This is a genomic window from Bacillus sp. 491mf (genome assembly GCF_900112415.1).
GTDB lineage: Bacteria > Bacillota > Bacilli > Bacillales > Bacillaceae_G > Bacillus_A.
Map to the genome: position 1 here is coordinate 1 of NZ_FOLV01000017.1, position 24848 is coordinate 24848.

At 37.1% G+C, this 24848-nt stretch carries 31 protein-coding genes; 15 read left to right on the forward strand and 16 right to left on the reverse strand.

Annotated elements, in window-relative coordinates:
* On the forward strand, positions 1–298 hold a 298-nt coding region (locus BM211_RS15730), incomplete at its 5' end, for a thiol-activated cytolysin C-terminal domain-containing protein (RefSeq protein WP_305728499.1).
* Between the two features lie 118 nt (positions 299–416).
* Here the strand turns inward: BM211_RS15730 and BM211_RS15735 are convergent.
* The 4 genes from BM211_RS15735 to BM211_RS15750 form a co-directional block, all read right to left on the reverse strand.
* Positions 417–641, reverse strand: a complete 225-nt coding sequence (locus BM211_RS15735) for a VanZ family protein (RefSeq protein WP_231559709.1) — start codon at positions 639–641, stop codon at positions 417–419.
* An 83-nt stretch (positions 642–724) separates the two neighbouring features.
* Complete coding sequence (locus tag BM211_RS15740; RefSeq protein WP_035433095.1) at positions 725–1330, reverse strand: ABC-2 transporter permease; 606 nt, start codon at positions 1328–1330, stop codon at positions 725–727.
* Positions 1323–2189, reverse strand: coding sequence for an ABC transporter ATP-binding protein (locus BM211_RS15745; protein WP_035433093.1), 867 nt, complete (start codon positions 2187–2189; stop codon positions 1323–1325). The genes BM211_RS15740 and BM211_RS15745 overlap by 8 nt, the downstream gene beginning before the upstream one ends.
* Before the next feature lie 5 nt (positions 2190–2194).
* Positions 2195–2566: a GntR family transcriptional regulator gene (locus BM211_RS15750; protein ID WP_035433092.1), complete on the reverse strand. Its 372-nt coding sequence runs from the start codon at positions 2564–2566 to the stop codon at positions 2195–2197.
* Positions 2567–2807: 241 nt separating this feature from the next.
* Between BM211_RS15750 and BM211_RS15755 the strand changes: the two genes are divergently transcribed.
* From BM211_RS15755 to yunB, 3 genes are all read left to right on the forward strand, one after another.
* Complete coding sequence (locus tag BM211_RS15755; protein ID WP_090998495.1) at positions 2808–4199, forward strand: bifunctional metallophosphatase/5'-nucleotidase; 1392 nt, start codon at positions 2808–2810, stop codon at positions 4197–4199.
* 67 nt (positions 4200–4266) lie between these two features.
* Complete coding sequence (locus tag BM211_RS15760; protein ID WP_035433091.1) at positions 4267–4569, forward strand: YunC family protein; 303 nt, start codon at positions 4267–4269, stop codon at positions 4567–4569.
* Positions 4570–4621: 52 nt separating this feature from the next.
* A complete protein-coding gene (yunB, locus tag BM211_RS15765; RefSeq protein ID WP_035433089.1) occupies positions 4622–5359 on the forward strand; it encodes a sporulation protein YunB in 738 nt (245 codons plus the stop codon).
* A 23-nt stretch (positions 5360–5382) separates the two neighbouring features.
* On the opposite strand, the gene BM211_RS15770 is transcribed toward yunB, so the two are convergent.
* Positions 5383–6372, reverse strand: a complete 990-nt coding sequence (locus tag BM211_RS15770) for a M23 family metallopeptidase (RefSeq protein ID WP_090998497.1) — start codon at positions 6370–6372, stop codon at positions 5383–5385.
* Positions 6373–6561: 189 nt separating this feature from the next.
* Between BM211_RS15770 and lipA the strand changes: the two genes are divergently transcribed.
* Both lipA and BM211_RS15780 read left to right on the forward strand, forming a co-directional pair.
* Positions 6562–7458, forward strand: a complete 897-nt coding sequence (lipA, locus tag BM211_RS15775; RefSeq protein WP_090998499.1) for a lipoyl synthase — start codon at positions 6562–6564, stop codon at positions 7456–7458.
* Positions 7459–7535: 77 nt separating this feature from the next.
* Positions 7536–7868: a DMT family transporter gene (locus BM211_RS15780; protein WP_035433083.1), complete on the forward strand. Its 333-nt coding sequence runs from the start codon at positions 7536–7538 to the stop codon at positions 7866–7868.
* Between the two features lie 29 nt (positions 7869–7897).
* Here the strand turns inward: BM211_RS15780 and BM211_RS15785 are convergent, their stop codons facing one another.
* The 5 genes from BM211_RS15785 to BM211_RS15805 all read right to left on the reverse strand — a co-directional run bounded on the left by BM211_RS15785 (position 7898) and on the right by BM211_RS15805 (position 11316).
* A complete protein-coding gene (locus BM211_RS15785) occupies positions 7898–8365 on the reverse strand; it encodes a YbaK/EbsC family protein (protein WP_090998501.1) in 468 nt (155 codons plus the stop codon).
* Between the two features lie 22 nt (positions 8366–8387).
* On the reverse strand, positions 8388–9080 hold the full coding sequence (locus tag BM211_RS15790) for an N-acetyltransferase (RefSeq protein WP_081904868.1): 693 nt from the start codon (positions 9078–9080) through the stop codon (positions 8388–8390).
* A 58-nt stretch (positions 9081–9138) separates the two neighbouring features.
* The gene (locus tag BM211_RS15795) at positions 9139–9705 is read right to left on the reverse strand and encodes a histidine phosphatase family protein (RefSeq protein ID WP_090998503.1); all 567 of its coding nucleotides are present in this window, start codon (positions 9703–9705) and stop codon (positions 9139–9141) included.
* Positions 9706–9842: 137 nt separating this feature from the next.
* Complete coding sequence (locus BM211_RS15800; RefSeq protein ID WP_090998506.1) at positions 9843–10619, reverse strand: YhfC family intramembrane metalloprotease; 777 nt, start codon at positions 10617–10619, stop codon at positions 9843–9845.
* Between the two features lie 124 nt (positions 10620–10743).
* Positions 10744–11316 (reverse strand): YhcN/YlaJ family sporulation lipoprotein, encoded by a 573-nt coding sequence (locus BM211_RS15805; protein ID WP_090998508.1) that lies wholly within the window; start codon positions 11314–11316, stop codon positions 10744–10746.
* 184 nt (positions 11317–11500) lie between these two features.
* On the opposite strand from BM211_RS15805, the gene BM211_RS15810 reads away from it, so the two are divergent.
* A complete protein-coding gene (locus BM211_RS15810; RefSeq protein WP_090998510.1) occupies positions 11501–11803 on the forward strand; it encodes a YutD family protein in 303 nt (100 codons plus the stop codon).
* A 55-nt stretch (positions 11804–11858) separates the two neighbouring features.
* On the opposite strand, the gene BM211_RS15815 is transcribed toward BM211_RS15810, so the two are convergent.
* The 3 genes from BM211_RS15815 to glpX form a co-directional block, all read right to left on the reverse strand.
* Positions 11859–12359 (reverse strand): Hsp15 family protein, encoded by a 501-nt coding sequence (locus BM211_RS15815; RefSeq protein ID WP_090998512.1) that lies wholly within the window; start codon positions 12357–12359, stop codon positions 11859–11861.
* A 369-nt stretch (positions 12360–12728) separates the two neighbouring features.
* Positions 12729–12995 carry a DUF3055 domain-containing protein gene (locus tag BM211_RS15825; protein WP_020063086.1) on the reverse strand — a complete coding sequence of 89 codons (267 nt, stop codon included), beginning with the start codon at positions 12993–12995 and terminating at the stop codon, positions 12729–12731.
* A 15-nt stretch (positions 12996–13010) separates the two neighbouring features.
* Entirely contained in the window at positions 13011–13982 is a 972-nt protein-coding gene (gene glpX / locus BM211_RS15830) for a class II fructose-bisphosphatase (protein ID WP_035433069.1), read from the reverse strand.
* Between the two features lie 148 nt (positions 13983–14130).
* Here glpX and BM211_RS15835 point away from each other — a divergent pair, with 148 nt between their 5' ends.
* The 7 genes from BM211_RS15835 (at position 14131) to BM211_RS15860 (ending at position 21412) form a co-directional block, all read left to right on the forward strand.
* The gene (locus BM211_RS15835; RefSeq protein WP_035433066.1) at positions 14131–14571 is read left to right on the forward strand and encodes a type VII toxin-antitoxin system HepT family RNase toxin; all 441 of its coding nucleotides are present in this window, start codon (positions 14131–14133) and stop codon (positions 14569–14571) included.
* 67 nt (positions 14572–14638) lie between these two features.
* On the forward strand, positions 14639–15274 hold the full coding sequence (locus tag BM211_RS15840) for a helix-turn-helix transcriptional regulator (RefSeq protein WP_035433064.1): 636 nt from the start codon (positions 14639–14641) through the stop codon (positions 15272–15274).
* A 92-nt stretch (positions 15275–15366) separates the two neighbouring features.
* On the forward strand, positions 15367–16131 hold the full coding sequence (locus tag BM211_RS15845) for a TIGR01457 family HAD-type hydrolase (RefSeq protein WP_035433244.1): 765 nt from the start codon (positions 15367–15369) through the stop codon (positions 16129–16131).
* 141 nt (positions 16132–16272) lie between these two features.
* A complete protein-coding gene (locus tag BM211_RS27575) occupies positions 16273–16335 on the forward strand; it encodes a tetracycline resistance efflux system leader peptide (RefSeq protein ID WP_141771655.1) in 63 nt (20 codons plus the stop codon).
* A 74-nt stretch (positions 16336–16409) separates the two neighbouring features.
* A complete protein-coding gene (locus BM211_RS15850) occupies positions 16410–17750 on the forward strand; it encodes an MFS transporter (protein WP_371261887.1) in 1341 nt (446 codons plus the stop codon).
* A 316-nt stretch (positions 17751–18066) separates the two neighbouring features.
* On the forward strand, positions 18067–18855 hold the full coding sequence (locus BM211_RS15855) for an ABC transporter ATP-binding protein (protein WP_090998514.1): 789 nt from the start codon (positions 18067–18069) through the stop codon (positions 18853–18855).
* Positions 18839–21412, forward strand: coding sequence for an FtsX-like permease family protein (locus BM211_RS15860; RefSeq protein ID WP_090998516.1), 2574 nt, complete (start codon positions 18839–18841; stop codon positions 21410–21412). Before BM211_RS15855 ends, BM211_RS15860 begins: the two co-directional genes overlap by 17 nt.
* A 114-nt stretch (positions 21413–21526) precedes the next feature.
* On the opposite strand, the gene BM211_RS15865 is transcribed toward BM211_RS15860, so the two are convergent.
* Positions 21527–22108 (reverse strand): NAD(P)H-dependent oxidoreductase, encoded by a 582-nt coding sequence (locus tag BM211_RS15865; RefSeq protein WP_090998518.1) that lies wholly within the window; start codon positions 22106–22108, stop codon positions 21527–21529.
* A 172-nt stretch (positions 22109–22280) separates the two neighbouring features.
* On the opposite strand from BM211_RS15865, the gene BM211_RS15870 reads away from it, so the two are divergent.
* The gene (locus BM211_RS15870) at positions 22281–22754 is read left to right on the forward strand and encodes a GNAT family N-acetyltransferase (protein ID WP_090998520.1); all 474 of its coding nucleotides are present in this window, start codon (positions 22281–22283) and stop codon (positions 22752–22754) included.
* 88 nt (positions 22755–22842) lie between these two features.
* Here BM211_RS15870 and BM211_RS15875 read toward each other — a convergent pair whose 3' ends face one another.
* Together BM211_RS15875 and BM211_RS15880 are read right to left on the reverse strand one after the other, a co-directional pair.
* Positions 22843–23844: an ABC transporter permease gene (locus BM211_RS15875; protein WP_090998522.1), complete on the reverse strand. Its 1002-nt coding sequence runs from the start codon at positions 23842–23844 to the stop codon at positions 22843–22845.
* A gap of 1 nt (position 23845) precedes the next feature.
* Positions 23846–24709, reverse strand: a complete 864-nt coding sequence (locus BM211_RS15880; RefSeq protein WP_090998524.1) for an ABC transporter permease subunit — start codon at positions 24707–24709, stop codon at positions 23846–23848.
* Between the last annotated feature and the right edge of the window lie 139 nt (positions 24710–24848).

A 24848-nucleotide genomic window follows, 5' to 3' on the forward strand; every position in this document is an offset into this window, starting at 1 on the left:
ATATGTTGCTCAATTTGATGTATCTTGGGATGAATTCTCATATGATCAAAATGGAAAAGAAGTATTAACTCATAAAACTTGGGATGGAAACGGTAGAGACAGAACTGCTCATTTCAATACAGTAATCCCACTACCACCGAATGCGAAAAATGTAAAAGTTCTAGCAAAAGAATGTACAGGTCTTGCATGGGAATGGTGGAGAACAATTATTAATGAACAAAATGTTCCATTAACAAATGAAATAAAAGTTTCAATTGGAGGAACAACATTATACCCAACTGCTAATACTAGTCATTAATTAGAAGTGGAAGCGCCCTGTTTACAGGGCGCTTTTTTCATGACCAGAAATATATCGGCGCTTCGACATGGAAAAAAGATTCCTCGACCACGTTCGACACAAAAAAGCCACCTCATCATCAAAATGAGGTGACTTTATTAGTACGCTTATAGCGAATCCATAATTTTTTCATGCCGATGAAAATGCTGTAGCCGATTAATGCGCCGCTAGTATTCAGAATAATATCGTCCACATCAAAAATACCAGTAAAAGTTAGTGATTGCAGTAATTCGATAAAGAATACGATTTTAATAAAAAGCTTACAAGCTAATTTCCAGTTGTTTACTTTCGGGCATACATACAAATCGGATGAAATCTCACCGGATTTTTCTCCTTTAACAAGGATAGTGTGTTAAATTTTTGTTTTATAATATGGAAAATTTTGAATTAAAATGCTTTACGTTGATAAATGATTAATGATACTCCCCATGAAATCATATAAGCACATGCGATTATAACTGTAGCTATGCTACACAATGCAGGTATAGATAAGCTGAAAATAGCATCGGTAACTGTATTAAACTCTGTTGCAAGAAATTGTACCGCACCTGGACCAAAGAAAGTTAATACTAAAAATAAGCCCATAATAATCAAAAATAGATGATCTTGTTTAAATTGATAAAATAGTGGAAATGTAAAGGCGGCAAATAGTAAAAATAATGCATTGCTCATTATAATATGCTCTACAGTAAATGACTTTTGAAAGATGATAAGCATTGCGCTTGTTACAGTAATTGCTAGCAACATGTAAACAATTGCTCCAATATAACGTGAAGCGACAATTTCCTTACGTGTATATGGTAAAGAATTTAATAAAATATTTGTTTCTGCCTTTGCATCGTAGGCATGCGTATTAACTGGAATCAAAATACTTGCAATCGTAAATATTAAAATAGGATGCTTGTTCATCACAATAAAAAAGATAATAAAGCCTAAATAAAAGAGCAATTGTTTCTTCTGTAAAATTAAATCGCGTTTGATTAAATTAAGCATGATGCCCTACTCCTTTCGAGTAATACATAATATCTTCTAATGAGGCGTGTTCAATTATAACCTCATTACCAAAAATTTGTTCAACCTCAGCTACATTATTCGTTAATGCCTCAAAGCCAGTCGGTGCACGATGAACATGCATAAAGGCTTTTTCTGTATCGCGGTCTAATAAATCTGTACGACCTTTTACTAAGGCATAGTTTTCTTCCACCTCATGAATCGACTGATTAAACATTAATTTTCCCTCTTTTAAAAAGGCAATAAAATCAGCGATGCGATCTAAATCTGTCGTAATATGTGTAGAGAAGAAAATTGTGCGATTGCCATCAAGCATTAATTCATGTAGTAAATTGAGTAACTCACGTCTAAATATTGGGTCTAAGCCTGCTGTTGGCTCATCCATAATAATCAACTCGGCATGATGTGATAGCGCAAGTGCTAATGAAGCTTTCATCTGCATACCTTTTGAGAAGGTTTTAATCGCTTTATTCATCGGCAGTTCAAACTGCTCTACATACTGCTTAAATATCATTTCATCCCAGTTTTTGTAAGCGGGTGCGACCATTCGCTTAATATCCTTTAGATTTAAGCCCTCATAAAATACGTTACTATCAAAAACAAAACCGATGCGCTCTTTAATTTCCTTTTCGTGCGATGCGTAGTCTAAGCCGAAAATTTTAATCTCACCTGCATCTGGCTTTAATAAGTTCATCATCATTTTAATGATTGTCGATTTACCTGCACCATTTGCGCCAATGAAGCCTGTTACAAATCCTTTTTTGATTTGTAAATTTAATTGCTCTATCGAAAAACCTTGAAATGTTTTACTAACATTGTGTAGCTCTACTATATTCTCCATACATTTTACTCCTCATATAAAATAGTTAATAATTCTCGCAGTTCCGTTAAGGGTAGCCCGATTTCCTTACTATTAGTAATGACAGACAATAACTGTTCTTCAATAACTTTTAATTTTTTCTCACGTACTACATCTAAATTTTGTTCAGCAACAAAAGAGCCCCTACCTACAATTGAATAAATAAAGCCTGCTTTTTCTAACTCCTCATACGCGCGCTTTGTTGTGATAATACTGACTTGTAAATCCTTGGCGAGCTGGCGCATTGATGGGAGTGGCGATCCCTCTTTTAAATCACTACTCAAAATTAGTGATTTTATTTGATTGGTAATTTGTTCGTAAATTGGCTCCTTAGAACTGTTTGAAATAATTATTTGCATGCAAATCCCTCTTAGTCTTTATATTGTATATATACTTTATATACAATATATATATTTTGTATTAAAAATGCAATGTTTTTTCAGAAAATTTTTAAGGAGAATCTTTTGCTTTTTCACCCAATGAGAGTACAATGTAAAATAGCAAGAAAAGACGAAAAGTATTTACAGGATTTAAGCTTATATATAGCGTAAACAAGAAGTATGAAATTGAGAGGAGGTTTTTTCTCTGCAAGAAGTAACGATTCATCTTTATCATACGAATGATATACATAGTCATTTTGAAAATTGGCCGCAAATTTCTCGTTTTGTGTTAGAAGAGAAAAAGCGTCGTCTTGCGGCTGGTGAAGCGGTCTTTACTTTAGATATTGGCGATCATGTTGATCGTTTTCATATGATTTCTGAGGCAACGAGTGGAAAAGGAAATGTGCAGCTTTTAAATGAAGCATTGTACGATTATGTAACGATTGGGAATAATGAAGGGATTACACTTGCTAAAGAGCAACTGGATCATCTTTATGACGATGCGAATTTTGAAGTGCTTGTTGCTAATTTATTTGAAAGTGATCAAACGCGTCCGAAGTGGGCAAAACCATATGTACTGCAAACGCTTGATAACGGAATTACGGTCCTATTTATCGGTTTAACAGTTGCATATCCTGATTTTTATGCGAAGCTAGATTGGCATGTTGAAGATCCGTATTTGCATTTAGAAGCGATTTTAGAAGAGGTGCGTTCGCAGGCAGATGTGATTGTTGTTTTGTCTCATTTAGGGAAGAATGCAGATGAATATATGGCAGAGCATTATGACATAGATGTGATTTTAGGTGCGCATACTCACCATTTATTTGAACGCGGCGTATTGGTAAATGGAACGCTTCTTTGCTGCGGAGAGAAGTGGGGGCATTACGTCGGACATGTGCAAATAGACGTGGATGTAGAGACAAAGAAAGTGACGAAAAAAGATGGGCGGACAATTAGTACGAGGCGATTAGGTGCATACAGGGACTCACAAATTTTATTAGAAGAGCTTGAGCAAGAGAGTAAGCTGATTATGGCGGAGCCTGTTGTTACTTTAAATGAACCGTTAGAAATGGATTGGTTTCAGAAAACGAAATTTGCTCATATGCTTGCTGAATCGCTCAGAGAATGGTGCGATGCTGAAATCAGTATGGTAAATGCAGGCGTTTTACTTGAAGGACTGCAAGAAGGTGTCGTGACAAGAGGAGATATTCATCGCATTTGTCCACATCCAATTAACCCGTGCCGTTTGCAGATAACAGGAAAAACATTACGAGATGTCATTTTGAAAGCGCGTCGTCCCAATATGGAACAGCTTGAAGTAAAAGGTCTAGGATTTCGCGGAAAAGTTATGGGGAAAATGATATATGCGGGCGTTGAGGTGATTCCAGATACGATTCCGGGGAATAAACGATTACTCAAAGATATTATAATTAACGGAGAATCCTTAGACCTAGAACGAATTTACACAGTAGGGACAATCGATATGTTTACATTTGGCTATTTGTATCCAGAGCTTGCAGTTGTATCGGAAAAAGAATACTATATGCCAGAACTACTCCGTGATGTTTTGACAAATACATTACTGACATCTGTATCATCTGTAAAATTATAGACTACTGCGTTTGTATTCACATTCGTTTTTCTCTTTTCATACAGATAAAGAGAGAGGAGTGTGAGCTATGGTTAATATAGAACCTATTGTAATAAATGAACATACGTTTATAGCAGTGAGTGTACAGCTTCCGAAAACAAATCTGTTAGCTGTTAAGAGCGATAAAGGATATATTATGTGCGGCGCTCTGGATGTGGGGTTATTAAATGAAAAGTTAAGTGATCGTGGCATTCTTGCCGGGCGCGCCGTTGGGGTGAGAACAATTGAGCAGTTGTTAGAAGCCCCCCTTGAATCGGTTACGGTTGAAGCAGAGAGATTAGGAATTACAGCTGGTACAATTGGAAAAGAAGCATTGTTAAAAATGATTTAATATATCGTCCCTCTTTTTTGCATATACATGTGTAAGAAGGAGGGATTTTGTTATGCGTGCGTTTCGCCCCCGAACTTCTCGATTTCGGAAAGGACCATTGCCATTTCGTTACGTATTGCTGATTTCATTCGCTATTTTTATTTTGCTTACCTTACAAGGATTGTGGATTGTGAATAAAAGCATTCAGCCGACTTTAATGAAATATGCAGAAATGCAAACGAAGCGGACGGCGACAGTTGTGATGACGAAGGCAGTGAAAGATAGGGTTGCAAAAGGCATCAACGTTGATTCATTAATGAAAGTGCAAACGGATAAGAACGGAAAAGTTTCGACAATGGATTTAAATACAGAAGCAGTTAATGAAATTTTAACGTCAACAACAACGTACATAGAGGAATATTTACACCAGGTTGAAAAAGGAAATACGAAAGCGTTAGGATTATCAGAAGATGACGGGACGGCACTATCTGTTCCGCTCGGAAGAATTACGGATAACGCATTGCTCGGTAATATAGGACCAGATATTCCGGTTACGTTTACAACAATTGGTCATGTAACGACAAATATTAAACAAGATTTCCAGCAGCAAGGGATTAATAATACGGCGATAAAAATTGTGATGGAAATTGAAGTGGCACTGCAAGTGATTATTCCGTTCCATACAAAAGAAGTAACTGTGAAGCAAGATATTCCAATTGCCACGCGCATTGTTCAAGGTGAGGTGCCTGATTATTATGGAAACGGAGGAGTTGTTGTTCCAGAAAAGAGCGAGAAAAAAGCGGCTAACTGAAATGAGCCGCTTTTTTAAAATCATTATTTCTTGGAGTTCATTCGTTCTTTTCGTTCCCATAAGCTTAAATGCATGTATGGATCAAATGCCCACTCTGTATAGCCATTATCTTTATATAACCCAAAGTGCAAGTGAGGTGGAAATTTACCAGCTGTCCCAGGGGGGCCATAGCCAGTGCTGCCGACAAATCCAATGACGGTTCCGGGTTCAATGATTTGTCCAAGCTGTATTTCTTTTGAAAATCCGCCTAAATGTGCGTAGTAATGGTAGTTGTTGTGTAAGTCACGAATACCGATGCGCCAGCCGCCAAGACGATTCCATCCTTTCGTTTCAATAATGCCATAGCAAGTAGAACGAACAGGTACACCGTGCCCAGCAAAAATGTCTGTTCCCTCATGCATCCGCCGTCCGCCAAAGCTTCGTTTCGCACCAAATGTGCTGCGGTAGCTATGACTGCTGTGAATGGGCAAGGGAAAGGCATTTCCTTCTAAATCAATTCGATTGTAATGTTTATACATACGAGCATACCCTAATATTAACTCTACTGTTTTAGCCCGATGATAATATTCCCACAGCATAATTTTTAGTTGTTCGCGATCTGACCCGCGTTTTCCTAATATGGTAGCCATTGTATAGAGAACATCTTTTTCATTATTCTGGTCTGCCAATCCATCGTTATTTCCGTCTAACCCTATGCCTCCAAATAAGGAAATTGTGTACGGTCTTGTATCATGGAGGTCTGAATTTGCTGGACCGGACCATGCTTCTGGTTTGAAATAAATTGAAATCGTAGCATCTGGTTTTTTCGGAATATCGCGGCGTACAGAACGAATATTTCGCTCGTACTGATCAATGGCAGCGAAGTAGTACCATGGAATAAGAGAGACGGTCTCCATTTCTTTATATAATGTTATTCGCTTCTTATATATATCTTGCTTGTTTTCTTCCCCGTATACGATATTCGCTTGAAGAAGAAAAAAAATAACAAGCAAAAGGAAAAGTTTTCGATGCACGGTAGTAAGCTCCTTTCCGAATCACTACCTTTAGTGTGAGATATACACGATATTTCATTATAAGTAATAATTGGAAAGAATTCTTGCAATCTTCATTTGAGCAAATCGCTTTCATGCGATAGAATAGATATGTTACATTGAAAAAGGCGAACACGGTAAACTATTTCATATTGTGCGGAGTTGATGAACATGACAAAACAAACAGAATACAAGCGCAAGCCCGAATGGTTAAAAATTAAATTAAATACAAATGAAAACTATACAGGGTTAAAGAAGATGATGCGTTCTAAGAACCTTCATACCGTTTGTGAAGAGGCGAAATGTCCGAATATTCACGAATGCTGGGCTGTTCGTAAAACGGCAACTTTTATGATTTTAGGTGCAGTTTGTACACGTGCATGTCGTTTTTGTGCTGTTAAAACAGGCCTACCAACAGAGCTTGATTTACAAGAGCCAGAACGCGTAGCGGATTCCGTGTATCAAATGAACTTAAAACATGTTGTTATAACAGCGGTTGCACGTGATGATTTGAAAGACGGAGGAGCAGCTGTTTTTGCGGAAACAGTGCGTGCGGTTCGTCGTAAAAGTCCATTTACATCTATTGAAGTTTTACCATCTGATATGGGCGGGATAGAAGAAAATTTAAAAATGTTAATGGATGCACGTCCTGATATTTTAAACCATAACATTGAAACAGTGCGTCGATTATCTGACCGAGTTCGTGCAAGAGCAAAATATGACCGTTCATTAGAATTTTTACGTCGTGCAAAAGAAATGCAGCCAGACATTCCAACAAAATCAAGTATCATGCTTGGACTTGGTGAAACAACAGAAGATATTATTGAAGCAATGGATGACCTGCGTGCAAACAACGTTAACATTTTAACGCTTGGTCAATATTTACAGCCGTCTAAAAAGCACTTACCGGTTATTAAATATTACACACCAGCAGAATTTGCAGAGCTAAAAGAAATTGCACTTAGCAAAGGCTTTAGTCACTGTGAGGCTGGTCCACTTGTGCGTTCTTCTTACCATGCTGATGAGCAAGTACAATCTGCAAAAGAGAATACAGTACAAGCAAAATAATGAGGAGATCCTTCTTAGTAAATCTAAGGAGGATTTTTTTTCGAGAAAGATTACTAGATATTGAAAGGACGGAATTCATGAAAGGATTTATATTATTAGGCTTTGCAATTGTAAGTGAGGTTTTTGGAACAACGATGCTAAAGTTGTCAGAGGGTTTTACGAAAGTATGGCCAAGTATCGGAGTTGTTTTTGGCTTTGCATCTGCCTTTTATTTTTTGTCACAAACATTGCAGCATCTTCAAATTAGCACCGCTTATGCGATTTGGTCCGGAGTTGGTACAGCGTTAACGGCAGTAATTGGTGTTCTTATTTGGAAGGATGCTTTTACATGGCAGACACTCGTTGGTTTAGTACTTATTATTGGCGGGGTTGTTGTATTAAATATGTCGGGTTCGGGTGCACATGGATGAAACAAGAGCTGAAATGTTCAGCTCTTGTTTCATCCATATTCTAATACGGTGTTTCCACATGTGGATAAAATTTTTCGTAATTCTTCTGTGGATAAAGAAATTGTAAATTCAGGAACACCAGGTGAAATTAATATTTTTTCGTGTTGATAAACAGAAGAATCCACAATAATTGTTACATCTTGTGTATAACCAAACGGAGCAACGCATCCTGGAATGCATCCGGTTTGCTCTCTTAGTTCATCAGGTGAACAAAGTGATACGCGTGTACCGATGATATCTTTCATTTGCTTCATATCAATACGAGATCCTTCTAACGTAAAAAAGACATAGTAAGCCCCAAATTTTGTTTTCATAAACAGGCTTTTACTCGGTTCGCCATCTAAACCAAGGCGGTTTCGAATGAGCCGATCTGTTTCGTAATCTAAAATGGGTTCGTGTTCAAATTTCTCATATAAAACATTCGTTTTATGTAGCAACGAGATGACTTCTTCGTACATCGGAATACAAGCTCCTTTCGGCTCACTTTTGGAATGTTTTCCACAACTTTTCGAATTTCTTTTTGTTGATAATTTCATGTGTAAGAAATTGCCCATTATAAAAAGCGCTATATGTTGTAAAAGCACACGGCGCGGTTTGAGCAGCTTCTCGGTTTGAAATTTTATTGCGCTGAATGGCAATATTGTATTCTTGTTCAATTTCATTCAGTTCTTGCTGGACATAATAATCGGTAAACGGGCACTGATCTGTATAATAGACAACCAATCCTTCTTGTGTTTCAACGTGCATTTCTTTTGCGTTCGTATGAAATTTCGGAATAGGTGCCCCGGAATCAAACTTATACACAAGCAATTCAAAGTAAGGCGGCGCTGTATCACAAACTTCGAATCCTTTTTTCTTGAAATAACCGCCATCAGATAAATACGGGCGTTTCTTCTTGCTTGAAATCACAACAACACCGTGTTTACCGCCACTTTTTGCATCTTGTATACATTCGTCTAACAATGCCGCGCCGTGCCCATGTCCTTTAAAGCGTCCGGACACCCAAAAGCAGTTTATACACAAATATCCCGGAGCTATAATAGGTACCCAGGCGTATTCAGCTGGAAGGTATTCGATAAATACTTTTCCGTTTACATCTAGTTTTTTGAAGACAAGCCCTTCTTCAATCCGCTCTTGCAACCATGCTTTCTTTTGCTGGACTCCGCGTGCCATTCTCTTGTCGAATATAGCACAGCAAATATGTTCTGATTCTAAATTCTCGGTAGTTACTCTAATTTGTTTCACAATACATACCCCACAATCTGTGGATAATTGCTGCATCTTGTTCGATCGTAATTTCGTATACGTCTGGATTGCTTAAGCTTCTCCATGTGGAAAACTCAATGCTTTCGTCAAAAATCCTTAAGATGAGTGTGAATAAGTTACCGTGTGTAACGAGTAGTGTTACTGTTTGTGTATCATCTTGTAATATGCTGTGGATAAGTGATTGAACTCTCTCTGTCGCTTGGCGTGTAGATTCTCCGCCGGGAAAAGCGATATCTATGTCTGTAAATGTTTGCTCTAGCATTTGTAACCAATTACTCATTGGAGCGCTGCTTAATATACGCTCAGTTAATCGTTCATCCTTTTGGATAGGGAGTCCTATATGTGACGCATAAGGTGTAATGGATTGGACAGCACGAATAAAAGGACTAGAGATAATATTTTCGATTGGCAGCCGTTTTGTGATAAGAAAATTGGCAAGATCGTTTGCTTGTTGCTCACCTATTGCTGTAAGGGGAGCATCATGTTCTTGTCCAGTTGCTGCGCAGTGGCGCACAACAATTAATTTTTTCATAATGTATCCTCTCTTTTCTAACGGGTAGTAATCGTGTATAGGCGAACCTGTACGTACTTCGACAAATAGAGCGAAAAATCCTCTTTTTTCTAATTATTGGGAGCTAGTGACTACAAAAAAAGCTAAGCCAGATTGGCTTAGCTTGCATGTTCTAATGTGAATTTTGTTTTTATGTTACGAATGATCATGTAAGCACCGATACCAAACAGTATCATAAGTCCTTCGATTACGAACAAATGAATTTGTCCGCGTTGGTAGAGTGCTGCGAAAAAGTCAACAAACGCATGAAGGAATACCGCTAATCCTACAAACATGTACTTTTTATACTTTACACCGTATAAGACAAGCATTGTAAGAGCAATTTGCATAATAAAAGCAATGAGTCGTTCTACGCCGCCAAATAAATAGAGATAAGGCGAATTATGTACTAATGCGTCCTGGATAGCGCTAAGCCCTGGTGCCTTTTCAATCATTTTGGCGAAGGTGCCGTTATTAATAGCGAAAGCAAATACAAGAGTTTGGGCGCTGACAGTTGCTCCAATTAATAATGATTCAATTCCCCCGTGACCAATTCCATAAGCGAGACCGTCTTTATATTCTTGATACTTTTTGAGCAGGAAGTAAAAGGCGATAAAACGTCCAAGTTCTTCAAAAATGCCAGCTGTTAATCCGCCATATAGGGCATAGATAAACGAATTTTTTAACAGGGAAGCTGTCGCTGGATTCCCAAATATAAATACATGTAATGTTTTCTCTAAAATTTGTGAGAATCCAATAAAAAATACAACTCCGACACCGACAATTTTGAAAGAAACTCTATGTTTTTTCCGAAAATAAATGAGAGCAATAATCGGAATAAGAACAGAAATCGCGATTTGGACGATTATACTTCCAATTGCTGCATTTGAAACCATAATTTTCACCACTTTCTAATATATATACTCTATATTATGCATGAAAAACGGTGAAATGTTTAGGAAATAACCTGAGATTATCTTCCCAGGTTATTTAACGCACCCCGTTCTAACGGGCCGTACTTTACTTCATCGTATTAGGCATTGTATCCGTTTGCGTATTATTTAAATGTGTTTTTTTGCTCATCTCATGTTTGAGCATATCAATTGTTTGGGCATATTCTTTATCGTTTAATGTTCCTGACTTTAGCCCTTGAATTTGTGATATTAATTTTTGTTCTGTTGATACATATGCTTTGTAATAGCGGGGAACGATAGACAGTGCTGTTTTTTGGACTTGATCAGCAACTAAAGCTGGATCTGTTGTGTTTGCTCGGTAGACAATAAACACTTCGTCATCTGTTACAAGTGTTGCGGCGTTCATTACATCTGGTAGTTTCACGGTTAAATCTGTAATCATTTCTGCTAATCGTTCCTTGTTAATGGAACCAACTTGGCGATTGGACACTTCATCTTTTTGTTTGTGAGAATAGCCAACCCTTGTTAACATTCGGTTTGGGACGTCCTTCCCGTATAGGTCTTTATGTTCTGACACGAGTACACGGCTTCCTTCTTCACGTTCCATTTCTGCTTTCTTTGTTTGACATCCAGTAAAAATGGAAAGAGTGAGAAGGGTTAAAAGCAGTTGTTTTTTCATGATGATGTTCTCCTTATTTGATGTAAGCCCGATTAGTTCAACTAACCTTTTGGAGAAAAGCGCTCCAAAAGGAAGTTTCACCTTATAGCATTTCCCACTAAGAAGGTTTTTTGTATTTGAAATTGTTGGTTTTGTGGCTTTATGATACGATAAAAAGAAGAAAGAATAGGAAAGGGATTGGAAAATGGAGCAGAAACAGGAGATTCGCACTACAGTTTATGTGAATAATATCCATTATGAAGTAATCGAAGAGAACCGAAATGGATTTAATGAAGAAGCATTTAAAGCTCGTTATGCAGAAATTTTAAATAAATATGATTATATTGTGGGCGATTGGGGTTATGATCAGCTTCGTTTACGCGGCTTTTTTGATGATAGTAATCAGCGCGCGACGTATGATACAAAAGTTAGTACGTTATCAGAGTATTTATATGAGTACTGTAATTTTGGATGTTCCTATTTTGTATTGAGAAAAGTGAAGAAATAAAAAGAAGGAGCTGGCTTTAAAAGTCCAGCTCCTTTTTGCTTGGATAGGTTTCAAATTACATGTATATAGAAATGAAGTCACCAGCTGCAAGTTTGGCATTTGGTTTAATTTGTTGCCCGTTTAGTTGAATAGCGCCTTCTTTAATTTTTTCTGTAATGATGGTACGGCTCCATTCTGAAATGTAGCTGGCAAGTGCTTTGTCGATGCGAAATATGCCGTACACGGATTGTAATAGAATGGTTAGTTCAGTTGTTCCCGCAGCTTGATAGGGCGTGATTGAAATGTTGTTGATTGTTTCTTGTTGTTCTTCTTGAAAGGTATTAACTGTTTCGATGTGCTTAGTATAGGTTTTATAAATACGTAACTTTTTGTTCCACGTATGTCCTTTTTCGCATTTGTAAATCGCAAAGCGGTAAATGTTTTTACCGTTCGCGTTATGTCTGCGAATCTGTGTATCCGTAAAAATAACTGTGTAACCACAATTTTTACAATGTTTTTCGATAGTTGTTTCTAATTCAGTTTTATATAAGTTCCAAGAAAGTTGTACGTTCTGCATTTTCCTTCACCTCGTATTTAGATAAAGGAACGTGAGACATCTATTTGGATGTCTTGCGGTATGAAATATAGAAAAAAGAGAAAAATAAAAGAAGGTTCCCCTATGAGGAACCTTCGTAACCATCATACTGCAGATGTGCTACGTTCCTTTGTAATGGGAATTGGGCAGACTACTCCCTTGAAAAAGCATTGTGCTTTTTTGAGAGTAATGCTATCCAGTTGCTGATCCATTACAAAGTATATGTTGGCATACGTAGTGTAACATCCTTTCCATCCAAATAGATTTGTTATTAGTGTACCACAGTAAACTGAAAATTCAAAACTAATAATACAAAAAATTACCAGCTCTATGATAAGCTGGTAATTTGGATTACATCAGTTCAAATAAAAATGAGCGTAATTCTTCTGCGTTTTCTTCAGAAATCGAAAATGCATGTTCTAAGTAGCCAGGTTCTTCTAAATCGTCACGACCGATAATTGCAAATTTATTGCGCTGCATATCAAGGACGATTGTTTTGCCATAATGACGATCGGAGTACAAAAGCGCTAAATCGTGGCGCTCGTTTTCTCCCATAAAGCTTACGAAACGCGTTTTTGTTTCTACTGTGTCATCGTAAAGAAAAAAACGTTCTTCCATGAACATGACTCCTTTTTAAATATCTAAATTTAAGTGTGGTTTATGATCTAAATGATGGTGCGTTTTAATAAAGCGCACTGTTCTTGTTTTATAGCGCATAACGATTGAATATGTTTCTGCTAAATCGCCGCCAAGGAATTTCACACCGTCTAATAACTCGCCAGCAGATACACCTGTTGCTGAGAAGATGGCATCATCACCAGATACTAAATCATCTAGCATTAGCAGTTGACGCGGGTTTTCTAAGCCCATTGTTAGGCAGCGTTCTTCTTCTTCTTTATTCATTGGGACGAGACGTGCTTGCATCTCTCCGCCAAGGCATTTTAGTGCAGCCGCAGAGATAACGCCTTCTGGGGCACCACCAGTACCGATAAATAAGTCGATTCCTGTGCCTGGAAGAGCTGTTGCGATAGATGCACCAACATCACCATCACCGAATAATTTTACGCGTGCACCTTTTGCGCGAACACGGTCAATAATCTCTTGATGACGTTCACGTTCTTGGATAATAATTGTTAAGTCACGAATTTTTTTATTGTTTGCTTCTGCTACAATTTCAATTGTTTTTTCGATTGGATCATCTAAGCTAATTTTACCAGCTGCATTTGGGCCAACCGCGATTTTTTCCATATACATATCAGGAGCATGTAGAAGGTTTCCTTTATCAGCGACAGCGATAACAGCCATTGCGTTTGCAAGACCTTTCGCTACGATATTTGTTCCTTCTAACGGGTCAACGGCAATGTCTACTTCTGGACCGTTTCCTGTTCCGAGCTTTTCCCCAATGTAAAGCATCGGTGCTTCATCTAGTTCCCCTTCGCCTATCACAACAGTACCTGCCATGTTAACAGAGTCAAACATTGTACGCATTGCAGTTGTTGCAGCGTCATCTGCTTCATTTTTCTTCCCGCGGCCCATCCATTGTGCTGATGCAAGGGCTGCTGCTTCTGTTACACGGACAATTTCTAATGCGAGTTCACGTTCCATTGTGACATTCCTCCAATTTCGAAAATCATACAAATATAACTATAACAAAGAACGTGAAAAAGGTGAATTCGAAAAATTGTCGATTTTTTTTGAATAAAGGGTTACAATTGGGAATGAAAATGCTTTAATTTCCAGGTAGGTGACATATATGTATTTTGTAGACCGTAAAAAAATTGAACAAATGTTACAGTGTTTAGAGAAAGTTGTTGCAGCATTTCAAGCAAATCAAGAATATAAGGGAGCGCTTGAGGAATATGCGTTAGAGCGTATGGCGCATCTTATGATTGATTGTATTTTAGACGTAGGTAATGCCATGATTGATGGATTTATTATGCGCGACCCGGGTAGCTATGAAGATATTATTGATATTTTAATGGATGAAAAAGTGGTTACAAATGAAGAGGGAGAACGTTTAAAAGAAGTCATTCGTCTTCGTAAAATGATTGTGCAGGATTATATAAGTATGAACCATGAAGAAGTGTATCATACAGTGCAAAAGCATATTGATATGATCAAACAATATCCTATTAATATTCGCCGTTATTTGGAACAAGAGCTTGGTCCTGTATCTGCGTTTGTGGGAGAATAGATTATTTTTAGCTCTAATGGACCATGATGTATGCTGTCCATTAGAGCTTTTTAGAGGGGAGTAAACAATGGGGGAAGCGGCACGTTCCACAAGGGAGGAACTTATCCAACTTTTGAAAGTACGAGGAGAACAAACTGTTGCGTTATTAGCAGAAGCGTTGCAAGTTACAGAGATGGCCGTACGTCGTCATTTAAGTAAGCTTGAAAAAGATGAGCTCATTGAAATGAAAATGGTACGGCAGCATGTCGGAAGACCAATGTATGTCTACTGTTTAAGTGAAAAAGGCGAGGACTTGTTTCCGAAGCAGTATAAGCAGTTTGCAGTCGAAATGCTAGAAGATTTACAACGTATTGGTGATGAAGAACTTGTTAATGTACTTTTGCGGGCGCGAACAGACCGTATGGAAGAACAATTAGCGAAACGTGTAAATCGAAAGGAAACAACATTAGAGCGCTTAAAAGAAATTGCAATTATGCAAGAAAAAAATGGGTATATGGTACGCGTAGAACAAGAGAGTGAGCATTCTTTCATCCTACAAAAGCAAAATTGTCCGTTAATAGAGGTAGCTGAAAAGTTTCCGCAAATTTGTCATGATGAGAAAAGTATGTATAATAAGCTATTGCCAACCGCTGATGTAAAAGTATTATCGAGTATGTGCGGGGGAGACTGTTTCTGTTCGTATCAAATCATGGAAAAAAAATGAACTTTATGGGACGCTTTTTGAAAAAGCGTTTTTTTCTTTTGGAAAAGAGGATACGATAAGAAGCGAGTATGTATCAAGAAGGAGTGACACCTGTGTATAAAGGCTATTTAATTGATTTAGACGGAACAATGTACCGAGGCGAAGAACGAATTGAAGAGGCGAGCGATTTTGTAAAGGCGCTGCAAGAGCGTAACTTACCTTATTTATTTGTGACAAACAACTCAACACGTAAACCAGAGCAAGTTGCAGACAAGCTTATGCAGTTTGATATTCCGGCCACGCCAGAGCAAGTCTTTACAACAAGCATGGCCACAGCGAATTTTATATATGAAAGAAAACAAAATGCTTCTGTATATATGATTGGAGAAGAAGGGTTACGCGTTGCGCTTGTGGAAAAAGGATTCACACTTGTGGATAGTAATCCGGATTTTGTCGTTGTTGGGTTAGATCGAGAAGTTACATATGAAAAACTAACAAAAGCATGCTTAGCGGTTCGAAACGGAGCGACATTCATTTCAACAAACGGTGATATTGCCATTCCGACAGAACGCGGCTTATTACCAGGGAACGGTTCCTTAACATCCGTTGTAACAGTATCCACAACAGTAAATCCGATTTTCATTGGTAAACCAGAATCCATTATTATGGAGCAAGCATTAAAAGTGCTCGGAACAACGAAAGAAGAGACTTTAATGGTTGGGGATAACTACGACACGGACATTTTAGCAGGCATGAATGCGGGCATGGATACATTACTTGTCCACACAGGAGTCACATCTGTGGAAAAACTAACTGAATATGACGTGCAACCAACGCATGTTGTCCACAGTTTGACGGAGTGGATTGAGAAGATGTAAGAAGAGATAGGCAATCGTAAATGATTGCCTATTTTTTATTACAAAAAAATTCATGTGGTCGAATTGTGTGAGATTTTCTTTCTTTCTTGTTGAATAGATGAATGGTATAATTTGGAACAAATATGATGAGGAGGCGTACATATGAAGTGCACAAAAATGATGAGGGTACAAATTCAAGGGGATAACGTATCATTTACCCTATAAACTGCGTGGTTCCCCTTTAATATGGGGGTATCATCCTGATGGAAAAAGATTTGCCGAATTATTTGTTTACTGATATGAAGAAGGCTTTTTTATGGCTTGGTTTTCTTGCTTTCTTCAGTGTATTGAACGAAATGGTATTTAATGTAGTTTTACCTGATATCGCGAAAGACTTTGGTATACCACCGTCTTTGGCTAACTGGGTAAATACAAGTTTTATGATTTCATTTGCGATTGGGTCAATCGCATGCGGAACATTAAGTGATAAATATAGTGTGAAGAAATTACTTGTCTTTGGTTTGCTAGCTTATAGTGGTGGATCAATTTTAGGGGTGTTGGCACATTCTCATTTTTTTGCTGTAATTGCTGCGCGTTTTATTCAAGGTGTTGGGGCATCGGCAGTGCCAGCGCTTATTATGGTAATTGTTGCACGCTACGTGAAATCAGAAGACCGCGGGAAAGCATTTGGTATAATCGGCTCGTTAGTAGCCATGGGGGAAGGAATAGGCCCAGCTCTTGGCGGGATGATTGCCCATTATGTACAATGGCCCGTTCTTTTTCTGATCCCGATAATAACACTTTTCACGATCCCTTTTTTTCTAAAAGAACTTCCGAATGAATCCACAAAAGAGAAGAGGGTAGATACTTTTGGGATAGCGTTACTGTCCTGTGGAATTGTCACATTCACTATATATACAACGCAATATAATTGGTTGTATTTGGCGATTAGTTTTGCATTGTTTGCAGGTTTCACTTGGCATATACACAAGGCTGAACAGCCTTTTATAGAACCAAGATTATTGATGAACCGAAAGTTTATATTTGGAGTTCTAACTGGTTGCATTCTTCTAGGTACTGTGGCGGGTTGTATATCAATGATTCCTTATATGATGAGAGGTGTACACCAACTGTCTGCAAATATGATTGGGTGGGTGATATTCCCGGGAACGATGAGTGTCATACTATTTAGCACTGTTGGTGGCAGTCTAGTTGATAAACGAGGAACGACATTTGTTCTATGGCTTGGCTCATCTTTCATTCTTGCAAGTTTTTTTATCCTTTCATTATTTGCAGATCAAACACCATTGTTAGTTTCAGGTATGTTAATTGTAATGTTTGGTGGACTCTCTTTCGTTAAAACAGTAATTTCTACGAGTGTTGCGGCTGCTTTAGGGACGAAGGAAGTCGGTGCGGGTATGGGATTTCTCAGCTTCGCCTGCTTCTTAGCAGAAGGATTAGGGATGGCTCTAGTTGGCGGGTTATTAACAAAACATATACTAGAATATCCGTTACTTTCCACTATACAAAATGCGAAAGCGTACTTGTATAGTAATTTACTACTCGTTTTTATTGTTGCCGTATTAATTGGAGCAACCATCTATACGGTAGCTTATAGCCGAAGAAGAAATGAATTGTAATGGATGTTGAGAAGCCGAACAAAGTGTTTGGCTTCTTTTCATTCACCGGAATTTTTTCAAGAACAAGACGATTATGCAAAACTGCAAACTTTAATCATAATGCCTTCACAATCAGTAAATTTATAGAACACTTGCGTTTTGTCTTGTTTCAGGATTTATGTAAGAAACGATTAAATCATTGTGATTTTTTAGATTAGAACATGAAACCGTTACTTATATAAAGTTTGCGAAATGTATAATCTATATATTCTTAATTATAAAAATTGTATAATATTGTTATGGTTTTAAATGGAATTGGATAAAAGGGGTAGATAATATGAATATTATTGAAATTGAAGGTGTAGAAAAGTCATTTGAACTAGGGGATAGTCAAACAAAGGTTTTAAAAGGGATTAATCTTCAAATACAAAAAGGCGACTTTGTTTGTATTATGGGGGCGAGTGGATCAGGAAAGACAACGCTGCTACAGTTACTTGGTGGATTAGATATTCCGACAGCCGGAAATATTAGAATAGATAATACAGAAATATCATCTTTAAAAGAAAAAGAGCTTGCCTTGTTTCGTAGACATAAAATAGGATTTATTTTTCAACAGTTTAATTTAATCCCGGTGTTTAATGCAGAAGAAAATGTGGGTTTGCCTCTTTTATTAGATAACGCCCCGCAGAAGGAAGCGACAGCAACAGCAAAACGGTTGTTAGAGCTTGTTGGATTAAAAGGAAAAGAAAAACATTTGCCGTCACAATTATCTGGTGGTCAGCAGCAACGTGTAGCAATTGCAAGGGCATTTGCCAATGATCCTGCAATTATATTAGCCGATGAACCTACAGGGGCATTGGACTCTGAAAATAGTAAAAATATTATTGCAGCCCTTCGAAATGCGTGTGATGAGCTCGGGCAAACAGCTGTTATTGTAACGCATGATCCGTTCGTCGCAGCTCATGCAGATAAAGTTATTTTTTTATTAGATGGAGAAGTAATTCATGAGCACGCGGAAAAGAAAAGTTGGAAATTCCGTAGCATTCCCCAACAAGTTGCACATATTCAACAAATTATGAATATGCATTTTAAAGTTGGAGGTAGGGACGATGCGCTGGGTAATTAAATATGCTGTGAGATCGATAAAACAAAATTGGCTAAGAAATATGCTAATTGCCCTTGGAGCGGCCCTTGGTGTCATGCTGGCAACAATGTTACTTCTCGGAAATCAATCTGTAGAACAAACCGTTCAGCAGCAAGTTACAAGTCGCTATGGTGACTATGATATGCAATTTGGTTATATGAAAAATGATATTTATTTAACGAATGCACAATTAAAAGAGGTTGAAAGTCTTGGAAATGCCGAAAAAATATCGAAGGTGCTAATTCCATACCCTTTGCAGAATTATCAAGAACTTACTGGTAAGCCGTCCTATTGGGGCGTTGAACCGGACTCACCTGATATGTTGGCAAATAAGGTGGCAGAAGGGCGTTATCCAAAAGAAGGAGCAGAGGTTGCACTGACGAAAGCCTATGCTGATCGGGAAAATATAAAAGTAGGACAAGAAGTGAAACTGCCATTTCCGCCCCATGGTGAAAAAACAGTTAAAGTGGTTGGGGTTTTGAAGCCGCCGATGATGGCAGCGATGGGACATAGTGCTTATTTTCCAATCAAATGGCTACAAGAAGAATTACAGCTAAAAGGAAAATTCAATCTTGTTCAATTAAAAGTTTATCACCCAAGTGAAAAAGGGATAATTGCTGCCGATCTTAATAAGCAATTAAAGGATATAAAAATTGATCAACGTACATATGTGGATAAGGCATTTGAACGACTAAATGTAATGAAACCTTTACTATTTAGTCTTGGAGGAATTGCTTTATTCGTTGTAGCACTGTTAATTATGGGAAGCTTCTTCTTATCAGTTCGAAGCAGATTTAAACAGTGGGCGCTTCTGCGAGCGTTAGGAAGTAATCCAAATAAAGTTATTATGGTTGTATTGTTGGAAGCGCTAGTTATAGGTGGAATCGGATCTTTAGCAGGAGTTATTTTAGGTGCTTCTACACATCAACTTACGGCATCTTTGATTAATAAGTGGGTTAATACAGAAAGTACGGGAAATGAAGTCTTTTCTATTTCAGGAGAAATTTTAATTATAACTTTCTTCTTAGGAGTGATTATGTCTGTATTAGGAGCACTCATTCCAGCTCTTATGGTAAGAAAAATCCCTCCAGTACAAGCTTTGAGACCGGGGCTTCCAAATAATCAAAAAAAGGAAAGAAAGTGGAGTGTTGTTAGTCTCATCATCTTAGTAATAGGGACGATAATTGGTTTAGGTGGAACGACTATTGAAAAATACATTAACTTTAATCCAAGTGCAATTGGAGCGATTTTATTTGCGATCGGTTTATTATTTACAATTCCTTTATTGATTCGTCTCATTACTCCAATCGTTGCGAAACCTTTTTCTGTACTATTTCGAATTGAGACAACGATTAGTAGCCGAAATGTTATACGATATCGTCAAAAAGCAGTTGTTTCAGTTGCGATACTTGCATTTGGTTTTATGTTATCTCTTGTTGGTACGATGTATGTAGATTCTATGTATGCAGGTATGAAGAAGAGTTTGAATAAAATTTTGCCAGCAGATTTAGTCATTCGTGTTCCCGTTGAAGCTCAGGGGACAGAATTTTTACCTTTTAATTGGTTGTCAAAAATTAAAGGACTTAATGGTATCGAAGAAAGTGTAGGAATAGCTTCTGATGATACAGTTAAGTTACTTAATTATAACTTTAAAAAGGCAAATCAAGAATGGTATGAGTTTATGAAGGAGCGTAAATTTGATTACAAGCAGATGGAGGTTGCTGGAGTAGATATTGTAGCATTTCTAAAAATTACGAAAATGGACGTAGTTTCTGAAGGAAGCTTAAATACTCCTTTAAAAGATGGAGAGGGAGTTATTACGAAAGAAACTGCTAAAAATTTAGGGATAAAGGCAAATGATACAATTACAGTACAAGTAAAAGGAAAATCAGAACAGAAAATTAAAATTGTCTCTATTATTGAAAGAGATATACGCTTAAAAGGCTCGTATGTGTTTGTAAACGAAGAATGGGTACGCAATGCATTTCATCCAAAAGGATACGAAGCAATTCACATTAAGACGAATGCAAAAGTACCTTTCGATAAGGTTCAAAAAGAAGTAAAAGAGATTACGACGGGGAGAGATAATGTAGAGGTTATTAATAGTCGCGATCTTTTAAAAGAGCAAGAGCAATTATTATCCCAAATGGTGATGTTAATTCGTTTACTAGTAGGAATTATCTTTGTTATTTCAGGTATTGGATTGATGAATGCAATCGTAGCAAGTTTACATGAAAGACGCGCTGAAATTAGTATGATCCGGGCTGTCGGTGCAATCCCAAAACAAATGAGAAAAATTATATGGTTAGAGGGGACATTACTGGGAGCCATAGCTGGAACGATAGGAATTGGAGGTGGGATGATCTTTAGTTACATTGTATTATCAAGCTTAGAATTAACGACTTTTATTATCCCTTATAATCAAATTGTATTGCTTGCTGTTGTCAGTATTTTACTAGGAACAGGAGCAGCAATGATTGCTTCACTTCAAATTCGTCAGTTTAAATTAAGTGATACGCTAAAGGAATTATCGGCGTAACGTACGAGCAGTAAAGAAGAATGTTTTGGACCGCATTTCAAATGCGGTCCTTTTTGTTCTATTTCAACTGAATTTTACAATAAAAGGGTTCTTGCTGGTTTTCTTTCATTTTCATTAAAACAAACCATCCACAAGCCCTTTCACTTCTTCAAGGTATCGTTTTCTCGTCTCATTATCCACAGATGGAACGCTTGTATAAAAAGCGTGCTCTACTGTCTCAATACCAGTAAATTCAAAAATACCTGCACCAGTTGTTTTCTTGATTGCCTCAAACATACCGCTTGCCTCATAATTTTCTTTCGAATTACCCATTGTGGATAATAATAAACCTTTTTTACCTGTTAATAACTTTTCAATGCCATTTGCACCGTATGCATAAGCAAATCCGTGGCTAAATACACGATCTACATACCCTTTTAAGATGGCAGGAAGACCTGTCCACCAGACTGGATAAATGAAGGTAATCACATCTGCCCATGTAATATGCTCTTGCTCGGCTTTAATATCAGCTGGTGTATTTCCTTGTGAAAATGAAATGAAATCATCAGCAGCTAGTACAGGATTGAAGTTGATCGCATATAGATCGCGAACGCGCACTTCGTGTCCTTTTTCTTGTAGTTGTCCCTGCAGTGTTTCTAAAATTGCATGATTAAAACTTTGTGGATTCGGATGTGCATAAACGATTAAATGTTTCATTACAAGTCCTCCTATATGTGGATATGTGAGTAGTATGTTCAAAATCAATCAAAAACACCTACTGTAACCATTGTAGTTACTAGTTAGAAAGATAGCAAGGAAGATACTTTGCACAACAGGAATTCTTTTCGTCTGAGCGAATTGGTATAAGGAAAGCGAGGAGAACGTACAGATGAACATTCATAACCTTACATTAGAAGAAGCGAGAGAAATCAATACGTGGCAATATGAGGCCCCGTATGAACTGTATAGTTTTACTGGGAAAGATGAGACGCTAAAAGAATTGCTTGATGGTACGTATTACGGCGTTTGTGATGAACAGGATGAATTCATCGGTTATTTTTGTTTTGGGGATAACGCACAGGTACCAGGCGGAAGGGATGCGAAGTTATACACAGGTGAGCGCATTGTGGATATCGGACTTGGCATGAAACCAGCATTAACAGGAAAAGGGCTGGGGATATCTTTTTTACAAGCGGGATTACGGTTTGCGAAGGAAGAGTTTAGGCCAGAGAAAATTCGGTTAAGTGTTGCGGTTTTTAATGAGCGGGCTATTCATTTGTATATGAAAATGGGTTTCCAAAAAGGTGTAGTATTTATGAGTAGAGGTCGGGAGTTTGTATTAATGGAATATGAATTAAAATAATTATAGTGTTACCATGTGATCAGAGGTAAAGATTGACTCTTTTGTATGAAAAAAGTCAATCTTTTTTGTTTATAGTCTGAAAAGAGAGTTAACTCTCTTTATGAAAGGTGAAGGAATTTACGGAGTATGCCGTAATATGTTGATTTGTTTGTTTGTTAGATTCTTTTTCGGATGTCTTTTGTATGTTTTGATTTTCAATCGCAATTTTGATGCGCCGTGAAATTACATTAGCAGCAATAATAGTGAGGATGAAACATCCTATTGGTACCATTGGAATCCAAGGGTGAACAGTGAAAGAACGGAAGTAGAGTCCGATTAATCCAGACCATTCATTGCTGTCAGATTCCACCTCGTTAGCAGAGAAAAGGATTGTCCCTCCAAAATATAATTCTAAAATTCCTAAATGGGATAAAAGAATTAAAGCTTGTATAAATTGTTGCGTTAAGACAATCATAAAAACAGAAAATAAATGAGGGAACAAATGTCTTTTTATAAGATGCCATTTACTTCCCCCAAGTATTTGAGCGGCATGCATAAACTCTTCGGAAAGAAGTTTTTTTGTTTCATTTGCAAAATAAAATGATAGGGTAGGTAGGGCTAAAATGATAAGTACTATTATTTCAAATAAAGCACGCTGATAAAATGGAGGGGGCACAGCGCCATTATCAAATTTCAATACAGTGTTTAATATAAAGTAAGCAATCAACGTCATTGGGATAACTGTAAAACTATCAAAAGTAGCCTCTAATGTTTTAAATTTTCTTTTTACATAAAAAGCCATACAAATCCCAATGCCTATTCCTAAAATTGTTCGTATGAACGCAATGAGGAAGGTAATGCCAATGCTCCATTTTGCCCCTGCTACAACGCGGTGTAGTAGGTCATATCCTTTTCTATCTGTTCCTAATAAAAAAGTGGAAGATGGAGGGAATGGAGCGGCTTGTACATTGCCATTTTCATCAGATCGAATGGACACTTGGCGAATTTTTCCATCAGTAAGTACGGAATTCCCCATACTTGCTAGTACAAAGAGAAGAAGAAAGGAAATGCTAATAATAAAATATTTATCTTTTTTTAATGTACGCCACATGTTAGGCCTCTCCTTTCAATTCATCGGGAATGAAGATATGAAACAACTTGAATAAGAAGAAAATAGGAATATAAATGAGCATTAGAGCAATGGTGAAAATTTCAGGTGTTCCATAGTCTTTTAAAAATGTAAAAATGCCAGAAATGTTAAATAAATATTCAATAATATATAAATTAGATAGCATAAACCATATGTTTGTTTTTGAAAAATATAGCATACTAAGCAATACGTTTCGTAAAACATGATGATTTAAAATATAAAATTTATCAAATCCTTTGGAACGGGCTAACAACACGTAGTCTTTTTGTAGTTCTGTTTCAAATCGCAATAAGAGTAATTTTGTGAACAGTAAAGTGGTGGGGAGGCTAAGGCAAAGGATTGGTAATAATACGATAGATTCTTCACCTACTCTAGCGATATTTATAACAAGTAGATCTGTTTGTTTATAAATTAAAATAACGAGAAATTGAAGTCCGATAATAAGTAAAATATCGGGAATGGCCTCAAGAAACTCGAAAAAAATCTTTATTTTTTCTTTTCTCTTCTCAGACATTTGCAAGAGGAAATAAACGATAAGAAATGAGATAATTATAGAAGTAAGAAGTGACATAAAAAAAATAAACACAGTTTCTTTATACTGTATTAAAATTTGTGGAAATAAAGGCCTCATGTAAGCTGAATATGTTATAGGGGTATTGCCAATTAGTTTAGAAAATGTTGATGTGATCGCATTTATATAATTTGTGATATCAAATTTCATGCCAACAAATAATTGGGGCAATGTTCCTAAAAATAGAATAACAATGATTGATAAAATGAAATGAATTGGTATTTCTGTATATTTGTTGGTAAAAAATTTTTTCATACACAGCCCCCCATAGTTATTGCAATAACGTCATTAGTTAATGTTTTTTACTTTTTAATCTAATATGCAATAAAACCTTATAATAAAAATTGTGAAAGTGAAAAACTGTACTTATAAGTACAGTTTCCTTCCTATGGAT

What these genes read in the sequence shown, in the direction of transcription:
- BM211_RS15840 (WP_035433064.1), top strand. Translation starts at nt 14,639, where the DNA reads ATGGGGGAAGCGGCACGTTCCACAAGGGAGGAACTTATCCAACTTTTG.
- BM211_RS15745 (WP_035433093.1), bottom strand. Translation starts at nt 2,189, where the DNA reads ATGGAGAATATAGTAGAGCTACACAATGTTAGTAAAACATTTCAAGGT.
- BM211_RS15760 (WP_035433091.1), top strand. Translation starts at nt 4,267, where the DNA reads ATGGTTAATATAGAACCTATTGTAATAAATGAACATACGTTTATAGCA.
- BM211_RS15875 (WP_090998522.1), bottom strand. Translation starts at nt 23,844, where the DNA reads ATGTGGCGTACATTAAAAAAAGATAAATATTTTATTATTAGCATTTCC.
- BM211_RS15740 (WP_035433095.1), bottom strand. Translation starts at nt 1,330, where the DNA reads ATGCTTAATTTAATCAAACGCGATTTAATTTTACAGAAGAAACAATTG.
- BM211_RS15815 (WP_090998512.1), bottom strand. Translation starts at nt 12,359, where the DNA reads ATGCAGAACGTACAACTTTCTTGGAACTTATATAAAACTGAATTAGAA.
- BM211_RS15800 (WP_090998506.1), bottom strand. Translation starts at nt 10,619, where the DNA reads ATGGTTTCAAATGCAGCAATTGGAAGTATAATCGTCCAAATCGCGATT.
- yunB (WP_035433089.1), top strand. Translation starts at nt 4,622, where the DNA reads ATGCGTGCGTTTCGCCCCCGAACTTCTCGATTTCGGAAAGGACCATTG.
- BM211_RS15790 (WP_081904868.1), bottom strand. Translation starts at nt 9,080, where the DNA reads ATGGCACGCGGAGTCCAGCAAAAGAAAGCATGGTTGCAAGAGCGGATT.
- BM211_RS15870 (WP_090998520.1), top strand. Translation starts at nt 22,281, where the DNA reads ATGAACATTCATAACCTTACATTAGAAGAAGCGAGAGAAATCAATACG.
- BM211_RS15785 (WP_090998501.1), bottom strand. Translation starts at nt 8,365, where the DNA reads ATGTACGAAGAAGTCATCTCGTTGCTACATAAAACGAATGTTTTATAT.
- BM211_RS15780 (WP_035433083.1), top strand. Translation starts at nt 7,536, where the DNA reads ATGAAAGGATTTATATTATTAGGCTTTGCAATTGTAAGTGAGGTTTTT.
- glpX (WP_035433069.1), bottom strand. Translation starts at nt 13,982, where the DNA reads ATGGAACGTGAACTCGCATTAGAAATTGTCCGTGTAACAGAAGCAGCA.
- BM211_RS15795 (WP_090998503.1), bottom strand. Translation starts at nt 9,705, where the DNA reads ATGAAAAAATTAATTGTTGTGCGCCACTGCGCAGCAACTGGACAAGAA.
- lipA (WP_090998499.1), top strand. Translation starts at nt 6,562, where the DNA reads ATGACAAAACAAACAGAATACAAGCGCAAGCCCGAATGGTTAAAAATT.
- BM211_RS15805 (WP_090998508.1), bottom strand. Translation starts at nt 11,316, where the DNA reads ATGAAAAAACAACTGCTTTTAACCCTTCTCACTCTTTCCATTTTTACT.
- BM211_RS15810 (WP_090998510.1), top strand. Translation starts at nt 11,501, where the DNA reads ATGGAGCAGAAACAGGAGATTCGCACTACAGTTTATGTGAATAATATC.
- BM211_RS15750 (WP_035433092.1), bottom strand. Translation starts at nt 2,566, where the DNA reads ATGCAAATAATTATTTCAAACAGTTCTAAGGAGCCAATTTACGAACAA.
- BM211_RS15880 (WP_090998524.1), bottom strand. Translation starts at nt 24,709, where the DNA reads ATGAAAAAATTTTTTACCAACAAATATACAGAAATACCAATTCATTTC.
- BM211_RS15865 (WP_090998518.1), bottom strand. Translation starts at nt 22,108, where the DNA reads ATGAAACATTTAATCGTTTATGCACATCCGAATCCACAAAGTTTTAAT.
- BM211_RS15835 (WP_035433066.1), top strand. Translation starts at nt 14,131, where the DNA reads ATGTATTTTGTAGACCGTAAAAAAATTGAACAAATGTTACAGTGTTTA.
- BM211_RS15855 (WP_090998514.1), top strand. Translation starts at nt 18,067, where the DNA reads ATGAATATTATTGAAATTGAAGGTGTAGAAAAGTCATTTGAACTAGGG.
- BM211_RS15825 (WP_020063086.1), bottom strand. Translation starts at nt 12,995, where the DNA reads ATGGAAGAACGTTTTTTTCTTTACGATGACACAGTAGAAACAAAAACG.
- BM211_RS15850 (WP_371261887.1), top strand. Translation starts at nt 16,410, where the DNA reads ATGAAGAAGGCTTTTTTATGGCTTGGTTTTCTTGCTTTCTTCAGTGTA.
- BM211_RS15860 (WP_090998516.1), top strand. Translation starts at nt 18,839, where the DNA reads ATGCGCTGGGTAATTAAATATGCTGTGAGATCGATAAAACAAAATTGG.